This window comes from Acidisoma sp. (assembly GCF_035492295.1).
Lineage (GTDB): Bacteria > Pseudomonadota > Alphaproteobacteria > Acetobacterales > Acetobacteraceae > Acidisoma.
The window spans coordinates 1-7,861 of sequence record NZ_DATJJK010000023.1; the positions used below are offsets into that span (position 1 = coordinate 1).

The 7,861-nt window shown below is 64.0% G+C and carries 8 protein-coding genes; 1 reads left to right on the forward strand and 7 read right to left on the reverse strand.

All coding sequences use genetic code 11. The annotated features are described in order from the left end of the window. The 4 genes from VL752_RS01915 to VL752_RS01930 form a co-directional block, all read right to left on the reverse strand. On the reverse strand, positions 1 to 1,686 hold a 1,686-nt coding region (locus VL752_RS01915; protein WP_325352043.1), incomplete at its 3' end, for a PrkA family serine protein kinase. A gap of 721 nt (positions 1,687 to 2,407) precedes the next feature. Next, positions 2,408 to 2,848 carry an RbsD/FucU family protein gene (locus VL752_RS01920; protein ID WP_325352044.1) on the reverse strand — a complete coding sequence of 147 codons (441 nt, stop codon included), beginning with the start codon at positions 2,846 to 2,848 and terminating at the stop codon, positions 2,408 to 2,410. Between the two features lie 12 nt (positions 2,849 to 2,860). Next, the gene (locus tag VL752_RS01925; RefSeq protein ID WP_325352045.1) at positions 2,861 to 3,634 is read right to left on the reverse strand and encodes a YoaK family protein; all 774 of its coding nucleotides are present in this window, start codon (positions 3,632 to 3,634) and stop codon (positions 2,861 to 2,863) included. Then, positions 3,634 to 4,644: an alpha/beta fold hydrolase gene (locus tag VL752_RS01930; RefSeq protein WP_325352046.1), complete on the reverse strand. Its 1,011-nt coding sequence runs from the start codon at positions 4,642 to 4,644 to the stop codon at positions 3,634 to 3,636. Before VL752_RS01930 ends, VL752_RS01925 begins: the two co-directional genes overlap by 1 nt. Before the next feature lie 217 nt (positions 4,645 to 4,861). Between VL752_RS01930 and VL752_RS01935 the strand changes: the two genes are divergently transcribed. After that, positions 4,862 to 5,353 (forward strand): ferritin-like domain-containing protein, encoded by a 492-nt coding sequence (locus tag VL752_RS01935; RefSeq protein WP_325352047.1) that lies wholly within the window; start codon positions 4,862 to 4,864, stop codon positions 5,351 to 5,353. Between the two features lie 64 nt (positions 5,354 to 5,417). Here the strand turns inward: VL752_RS01935 and phnN are convergent, their stop codons facing one another. From phnN to phnL, 3 genes are read right to left on the reverse strand one after another with little or no spacing between them, the layout of a single operon-like run. Continuing rightward, positions 5,418 to 5,975 (reverse strand): phosphonate metabolism protein/1,5-bisphosphokinase (PRPP-forming) PhnN, encoded by a 558-nt coding sequence (phnN, locus tag VL752_RS01940; RefSeq protein ID WP_325352048.1) that lies wholly within the window; start codon positions 5,973 to 5,975, stop codon positions 5,418 to 5,420. After that, the gene (locus VL752_RS01945) at positions 5,972 to 7,111 is read right to left on the reverse strand and encodes an alpha-D-ribose 1-methylphosphonate 5-triphosphate diphosphatase (protein ID WP_325352049.1); all 1,140 of its coding nucleotides are present in this window, start codon (positions 7,109 to 7,111) and stop codon (positions 5,972 to 5,974) included. The genes phnN and VL752_RS01945 overlap by 4 nt, the downstream gene beginning before the upstream one ends. Beyond that, positions 7,108 to 7,809, reverse strand: a complete 702-nt coding sequence (gene phnL, locus VL752_RS01950) for a phosphonate C-P lyase system protein PhnL (protein WP_325352050.1) — start codon at positions 7,807 to 7,809, stop codon at positions 7,108 to 7,110. Before phnL ends, VL752_RS01945 begins: the two co-directional genes overlap by 4 nt. Between the last annotated feature and the right edge of the window lie 52 nt (positions 7,810 to 7,861).

Genomic DNA, 7,861 nt, shown 5'->3' on the forward strand with positions numbered 1-7,861 from the left:
CTTGACGACCTCGTTGCGGAAGTCCTTCGGGTTGGCGATGCCGGCCGGCTTCTCGATCTTGGTCAGCTCCTGGTTCAGGAGTTCGCGGTTCATCAGCTGGCCGGTGTCGGGATCCTTGAAGTCCTGGTCCTCGATCCAGGCATCGGCGTAGTCGACATAGCGGTCGAACAGGTTCTGGCCGTAGTCGGCGTAGGATTCCAGATAGGCCTTCTGGATCTCGTTGCCGATGAACTCGGCATAGCGCGGCGCAAGGTCGGCCTTGATGAATTCGAGATAGCGCTTCTCGACCTCGTCAGGCAGCTGCTCGCGCCGGATCGCCATCTCCAGCACATACATCAGATGCACCGCGTCGGCGCCGACCTCGGTGGTGTCGTGGTTGAAGGTCGAGGCCAGCACCTTGAAGGCAAAGCGGGTGGAGACGCCGTCCATGCCTTCATCGACGCCGGCCGCGTCCTTGTATTCCTGCACGCTGCGCGCCTTCGGATCGGATTCCTTCAGGCTCTCGCCGTCATAGACCCGCATCTTGCCGAACAGCGTCGAGTTCTCGTGCTTGCGCAGCCGCGACATCACCGAGAAGCGGGCCAAGGTTTCCAGCGTGGCCGGCGCGCACGGCGCGGCGGCAAGCTCGGAGGTCTGGATCAGCTTCTCGTAGATCTTCTGCTCCTCGGTGACCCGCAGGCAGTACGGGACCTTGATGACGCAGATGCGGTCGATGAAGGCCTCGTTGTTCTTGTTGGTCTTGAAGCTCTGCCACTCGGCTTCGTTCGAGTGCGCGAGGATGATGCCGGTGAACGGGATCGCACCGATGTTCTCGGTGCCGATGTAGTTGCCCTCCTGCGTCGCCGTCAGCAGCGGGTGCAGCATCTTGATCGGCGCCTTGAACATCTCGACGAATTCGAGAAGCCCCTGGTTCGCCCGGTTGAGCCCGCCGGAGAACCCGTAGGCGTCCGGGTCGTTCTGGCTGTAGCTTTCCAACTTCCGGATATCGACCTTGCCGACGAGGGCCGAGATGTCCTGGTTGTTGTCGTCGCCCGGTTCGGTCTTGGCAATGGCGACCTGGCGGCGGCGGGAAGGATAGAGTTTGACCACGCGGAAGCGCTGCAGGTCCCCCTCCCATTCGTCCAGCCGTTTGATCGCCCAGGGGCTCATGATGCCGGTCAACACCCGGCGCGGAACGCCGTATTTCTCGAGCAGCATCTGTCCCATGGTCTCGGGGTCGAAAAGGCCGAGCGGGCTTTCGAAAACAGGGCTGAGCTCGTTCCCCGCCTTCAGCACATAGATCGGCTCTTTCTCCATCAGCGCCTTGAGGCGTTCGCCGAGGGAAGATTTGCCGCCGCCCACAGGGCCGAGCAGGTAGAGAACCTGCTTGCGTTCCTCCAGGCCCTGAGCGGCATGGCGGAAGAAACCGACGATCCGTTCGATGGTTTCTTCCATACCGTGGAAGTCGGCAAAAGCGGGATAAACGCGGATAGTGCGGTTGAGGAAGATACGGCTGAGCCGCGGCTCCCGTGAGGTATCGACGATCTCGGGGTCGCCGATAGCGCTGAGCATGCGTTCTGCCGGGCTCGCATAGCAGAGCGGGTCCTCCCGGCAGGCATCGAGATACTCAGCAAGGCTCATCTCTTTCTCCCGCGTCTGGTCGCGAAGGGTCGCGTGGAGGGAAAAGATGTCGTCGGATCGAACCATGCGCGCTATCTCCAGCCATGAAGCGGGGGCGTTCTGCTGTCGTCACTCTCCTTCGGCTACGGCCTGGAACAGGGAAATGGCGGCAGCACGTCAGCCTAGCGCAAGCCGCTTACGACTTTCATCAACAAGATTTTGTATCCGACGGCACGGGCGCGTTTTTCATCTCCCGTCAGCCTGCCGGAAAGCCTGATGCTGCTCGATTTTTTGTGCGCTGCACATGGATCAAAAAAAGAACCCGGGAACAGTGCTCCCGGGTTCTTTCAGGCGCCGACTCGACCCGATCTGATGCTTACGTCGATTTCAGCGTCAAACTAGATAGTGGCCATGACCCAGCAAATGAATGATGGCCAAAATCGACGCAGCCATGGTAACCAAGAGCGGTAGCTTGTCGATCAGACGAATAACACGTTGAATAATTTGCAACTCCACCTCCAGGGGGTTCAGATCAATGTTTCTGTAGGCTTCGGGAGTGGCCACTCCCGAGCCTACGAACCTCCGGAAAATTATCAGCTACGAAAGGTTCCGGCGCACCAAACCTAGCGCAAGCCGCTTACGACTTTCATCAACAAGATTTTGTATCCGACGGCACGGGTGCGTTTTTCATCTCTCGTCAGCCTGCGGGAAGGCCTGATGCTGATTGATTTTTTGTGCGCTGCACATGGATCAAAAAAAGAACCCGGGAACAGTGCTCCCGGGTTCTCTCAGGCGTCGACTCGACGCTTCAGCCTTCGCCGGGACGGAGCACGCCCTTTTTGAGGATGATATTGCCGTAGAGACGACGTTCGGCAGTCTGCACCACGGCGAAGCAGGATTTCACAAGGTCGTAGAAGGCGAATCGCTCGACCGGCACGACGCCGAAGCGGCCCTGGCTGTGTTGCTTGACCTGTCCCTCGAACTCTTCGCAGATCGGCGCGAGAACCTCCGGGTCATGCACCTGACGCATGACAAAGGCGGACTCCTCGACGAAATCGTCGAGCGGCATGAGCTTGAGGATGGCCTCCGCCATATGCGTCGCCGTTACCCCGTCGGCACGCACCACCCGCTTGCCCATGGTGGCGGCGGGAAAATTGCAGTCGACGATCGCGATGTCGTCGCCATGGCCCATCTGACGGAGAATCGCGAGGAGTTCGGGTGAAAGGACGGGGTCGATAAAGCGCAGCATGGAAAGTCTCCCTCAGCTGTTTCTATTGTTGGCAAGATTGGGTCCCTGGGCTTTCGCGCGCCTGCCGGCGGCGAGGATCCACAGGATGAGCAGGGCGAGCAGGGCCATCGGTATCAGCAATCCGACCCCGCCGAGATGGAGTGCCACGAGGCCGCCTGTCACGCCACCCAGCCCGAAGGCGCAGACGGTGGCGGCGATGCGCCGCGCACCCCGGGCGAGCGCCGTCCGCTCCTCGGCGGAGAGGCGGCGGTCCGGATTGATGCGGGCGCTGACCCAGCGCACCGTCGCCTCCGACACGTTGGTCGTCATGGCCGTTGTCGACGGCAGTTTCGGCAATGAGAAGCGCATGACGGCGTTCTGTGCCCCCATGGCTGCCAAGAGCAGCGTGCCGATGACGATTTCGGGCAGGGAATCGGGGTTGGTCTGCGAAGGTAGAAGCATCGTGGCGAGGCCAACCAGGCCGAGCAGCAGAATCTCGAAGACGAGACCGCAGAGCAGGCCGCCGCGGGCCCCGCGCCCAACCCGGCCGATCACCAGTGCGGTAATCCCGACCCACAGGATGAAAATAGGAAGGGCAAGAAATTTCAAGAGGATATGAGGATTGCCGCGGGCGATGCCGGCCGCCATGAAGGCGAGGTTGCCGGTCACATGCGCGGTCAAAAGCCCGTGCAGCCGGATATAGCCGAAGGTGTCGGCAAAGCCGGCGCAGCAGGCGAGGCCGAGACGGAGGCCGCGCCCGTGCCGTTCGACGAGTTCCTCCTCGTCCGGGCGCGGCGCGCCCGCCATCAGGCTTCAAGCCAATCCCGCACAGCCGTCCGGACAAAGGCCCGCTCCTCCGTCAGATCCGATGGCGCGCCTGCGACATGGCCCCAGATGCTGGGGATCGGCCGCAGTTCGGCGTCGCGCAGCGCGGCAAGCTCGAGTGCATTGTCGGCGACCGGAAAATAGAGATCGGTCTCGCAGGGCATCAGCAGCACGCGCGCCCGGATGGCGGCGAGCGCGGCGGTGAGGTCGCCGTCATACAGAGGGTTGGCGCTGATGTCGCCCGCATACCAGGTGCGGAGCTGGGCGTAGAGGTCTGCGGCGGCGAGCTGAAAGCCAGGGCCCCAGTGATCGTCCAGGAACGCGTCCAGATCCTGAGCGCCGGTGCTGGAGAGATGCAGTCCTTCCCGGTACCAAGCCTGGCTCATCGCCCAACCGGCGTAGCAGCGCGTGAAGGCGCGCCGCGCCGCCCTGGGCTCCCCCGAGAAGCGTCCACCCCCCAGATGCTCCGGGGCTGCTTCCAGGATCGCCATCAACGCGGCAAGGAAGACCTGATTATGGGGAGAAGTGCGGGCTGAGCCGCAGACGATGATCGCCCGCTCCACAGCCTCAGGGGCGAGCGCGGCCCAGTGATAAGCCTGCTGCGCGCCCATCGAGAAGCCATAGACGCAAGCGAGCCGCTCCACCCCGAAAACCTCGGCAAGAAGGCGACCCTGGGCCGCAACATTGTCCGCCGTCGTGACCAGATCTGGATAGTCCTGCGTATTCGAGGGACTGGAGGAGCGGCCGTTGCCGAACATATTGGGAATGACGACGAACCAGCGGGCCGGGTCGAACAGGCCCTCCGGCCCGATGGCCCATTCCAGACGGGGATGCTGGGCACCGTAGCTCGTGGGGTAGAGGATGACATTGTCGCGCGCCGGTGAGAGCGTGCCGTAGCTCTTCCAGGCAAGTTTTGCCTCTGGCAGCACCGCGCCTGATTGCAGGGGCAGGTCGCCCAGTTCGAAAACGCCGCTCTCTGTCGGAAAATCCATGCCGCTTGCTCCTCATATCCGCGGAGACAGGATCGCCCGTCTCCGGGGGTTTGGGAAGCGGCTGAGACCGGGCGCGCCACACTACAGCGTGAAAGGCAGGGGGCTTGGGTTGCGTGCACGGGTGCCCCACCTGCCGGCTTACACGGCCCTCATGCATTTCCCTTTGCAGAGCACAAGGAAAATGCCGAGGCGGGCCAAACCACGAACGGAGGACACCATGCGCAATATGAACGATCTCTTCCTGCATTTCCTGCGGGACATGTACTACGCCGAGCGCCAGATCTCGAAGGCGCTGCCCAAAATGGCGCGGGCCGCAGAGTCGGCCGAACTGCGCCAAGTCTTCACCGACCATCGCGAGGAGACGCAGCACCAGATCGAGCGGCTTCAGCAGATCTTCGAGATTCTGGGCAAGCGTGCCCAGGGCGTGACCTGCGAAGCAATCAACGGCCTGATCGAGGAATGCGACGAGTTGATGGAGGCCATGAAGGAGCCGAGCCCGGTGCGCGATGCCGGCCTCATCGCTTGCGGCCAGGCCGTGGAACATTACGAGATGGCGCGCTACGGCACGCTGCTCGCCTGGGCGAAGCTCGCAGGGCAAACCGAGGCCGCAACCCTTCTCGAACAGACGCTTTCCGAAGAGAAGACCGCGGACGGGCTGCTCAGCAAGCTTGCCAATACCAAGGTCAACACGACGGCGAAGGCGGCCTGACAGTCAAAGGCAGACCAGCGTGAACGTCACAGGGGCGCTCCGGCAGGGGCGCCCCTTTTGCTTCTCAGAACGCCTCCTGCCGCTGGTCGGTAAAGCGGCGCAGCAGGTCGGCAAGGGCGATCACACCCTCGTCGATAGTGCCGTCGTTGACGATGCGATGCAGCCGGATGCCGGCGGGTGGCGTTACCTGGCGAGAGAGGCGCTCGCCGATCGCCTCCGGCTTCTCGCGGGCTCGATCAGCGAGGCGCAGCGCGCGGAGAGATTCCGGCGCCGTGATCTCGATGACCGCGACCGGATGGCGCTTCGCGGCCTCTAGAATGATGCTCCGCGAAACATTGGCGACGACGATGCCCCCCTGTTCTATCGGAGCCAGGGCGGCTGCCGGAATGCCGTAAAGCAGGCCATGCGCCTCCCAGTGCAGCGCGAATTCTCCTGCAGTCAGACGGGCGAGGAAGCCGGGGACATCGACCGTCTCGTGATCTTCACCCGCCGCCGGGCGGGTCACCCAGCGGCGGGTGAAGGCGAAGCGAGGGTCGGCCGCGAGGCGGGCGGCGGCACCCGCCAGCAGCGTATCCTTGCCCGAGCCGGAGGGGCCGACCACCAGGACGAGCAGACCCTTCATGCGACGCGAAGCCCCTGGCGCCAGACCGCCACCGGGGAAGCGAGGCCGCCGGATCGCCTCACGCGCAGAAGATCAGCCCGCAGACCGGGCGCGATGCGGCCGCGATCCGTGAGCCCCGCCATGCGGGCCGGACCGGCTGTGACGAGTGCGATACCGGCGGGAAGCCCAAGACCGCTATCTGCCACGATGAAGGCCGCCTCGAGGAGCGCGGGCGGCACGTAGTCGGAGGCCAGTGCATCCGCGGCGCCCGCCGCCAGGAGATCGGAGGCAGCGACATTGCCGGAATGCGATCCGCCGCGGACGATATTGGGCGCGCCCGCGATCACCGTCATGCCGAGCGCCTTGGCTCGCTTGGCGGCACCGAGCCGAACCGGGAATTCGCTAATGGCGATGCCCGCGGCGTGGTTTTCCTCCACCTCCTCCACGGTCTCGTCGTCATGGCTCGCGAGCACCATCGGATGCCCGGCGACCATGTCGAGCAGCGCACGGCGATTGGGTCCGCGTAGCCGCGCGCGGTTGGCCTGCAGGATATCGATTTCACTATCGATGGCGGCGAGGGACGTGCCGCCCGAGACGCTTTTGCGGGCCCGGAAGCGGGCGAGGTCAGCATATTGGCCGACCCCCGGCGTGTGATCCATCAGGCTCGCCATGCGGGCGAGGGGATGGGCGATGACGGGCTCGACCAGCGCCAGCATGTTTTCGGCCGGCAATTCGCAGCGCAGGTGCAGGAAGTGATCGGCGCGGAGAAGGCTGCTTCCAGTGAGGGCGGTGAGGTCATCGACACCGTCCTGGAAGGTGCGGATACGGTCCTCATTGTCGAAATTGAGATTGCCGACGCAAAGTGCGTCGAAGACGGTGGTCACACCCGCGGCCGCGCATTGCCCGTCATGCGCCAGAAAGGCGGAGCGGGAGGGCCAGCGCGCGCCGGGACGCGGCATGACCTGCCGTTCCAGATTATCCGTATGCAGATCGATGATGCCGGGCATGAGGATGTCGCCCGCGCAATCCTCGGCACCGGCAAGGCCGGACGGTCCTTCCGTGATATCGGCGATCAGCCCGTCCCGGATGAGGACGCTGCCGGCAAGCGTGCGGTCCTCGAGAACAACAAGGGCGTTCGATAGAATGGTCTCGGTCATGCGGCGGCCTGAACAGGGGAGAGGAGGAAAAGGCGATCGGCGATAGCGTCCCGCGTCGGTGCGTCATGCACGATGCCGAGGATGGCGGTGCCTGCGGCTTTGGCTTCCACGACCAGACCCACGACCGCATCGCGGTTGGTGGCGTCGAGAGACGCGGTGGGCTCGTCCAGCAGCAGGATGGGGTGGCCGCCGATGAAGCCGCGCGCGAGGTTCACGCGCTGCTGCTCCCCGCCCGAGAAGGTGGCGGGCGGCAGGCTGTGCAGCCGTTCCGGCAGGTTGAGGCGAAAGAGCAGGCTGCGGGCACGCGCCAGCGCTGCCTCCCGCGGAGCACCGCGCGCGATCAGCGGTTCTGCCACGATATCGAGCGTCGGCACGCGGGGCACGACGCGCAGGAACTGACTGACGTAACCCAGCGTTTCCTGTCGCACTTCGAGGATCTTGCGCGGATCGGCGGTGGCGAAATCGACCCAGGCATCCCGGTGCCGGATACGGACATGCCCTTGGCCTACGCGGTAATTGCCGTAAAGGCTGCGCATGAGGGTGGATTTACCCGCGCCCGACGGGCCCGAGAGGACGACGCATTCGCCCGAGGCCAGGGACAAATCAACGCCCGCCAGCACGGGCATGGTCGCACCCCCCTGCAGATGCAGGGTGAAGGATTTGCCGAGGTTTTCCGTTTGAAGGACGATCTTGCTCATGCCTGGAGAACCGAACTCACGAGAAGCTGCGTATAGGGATGCTGGGGATCGT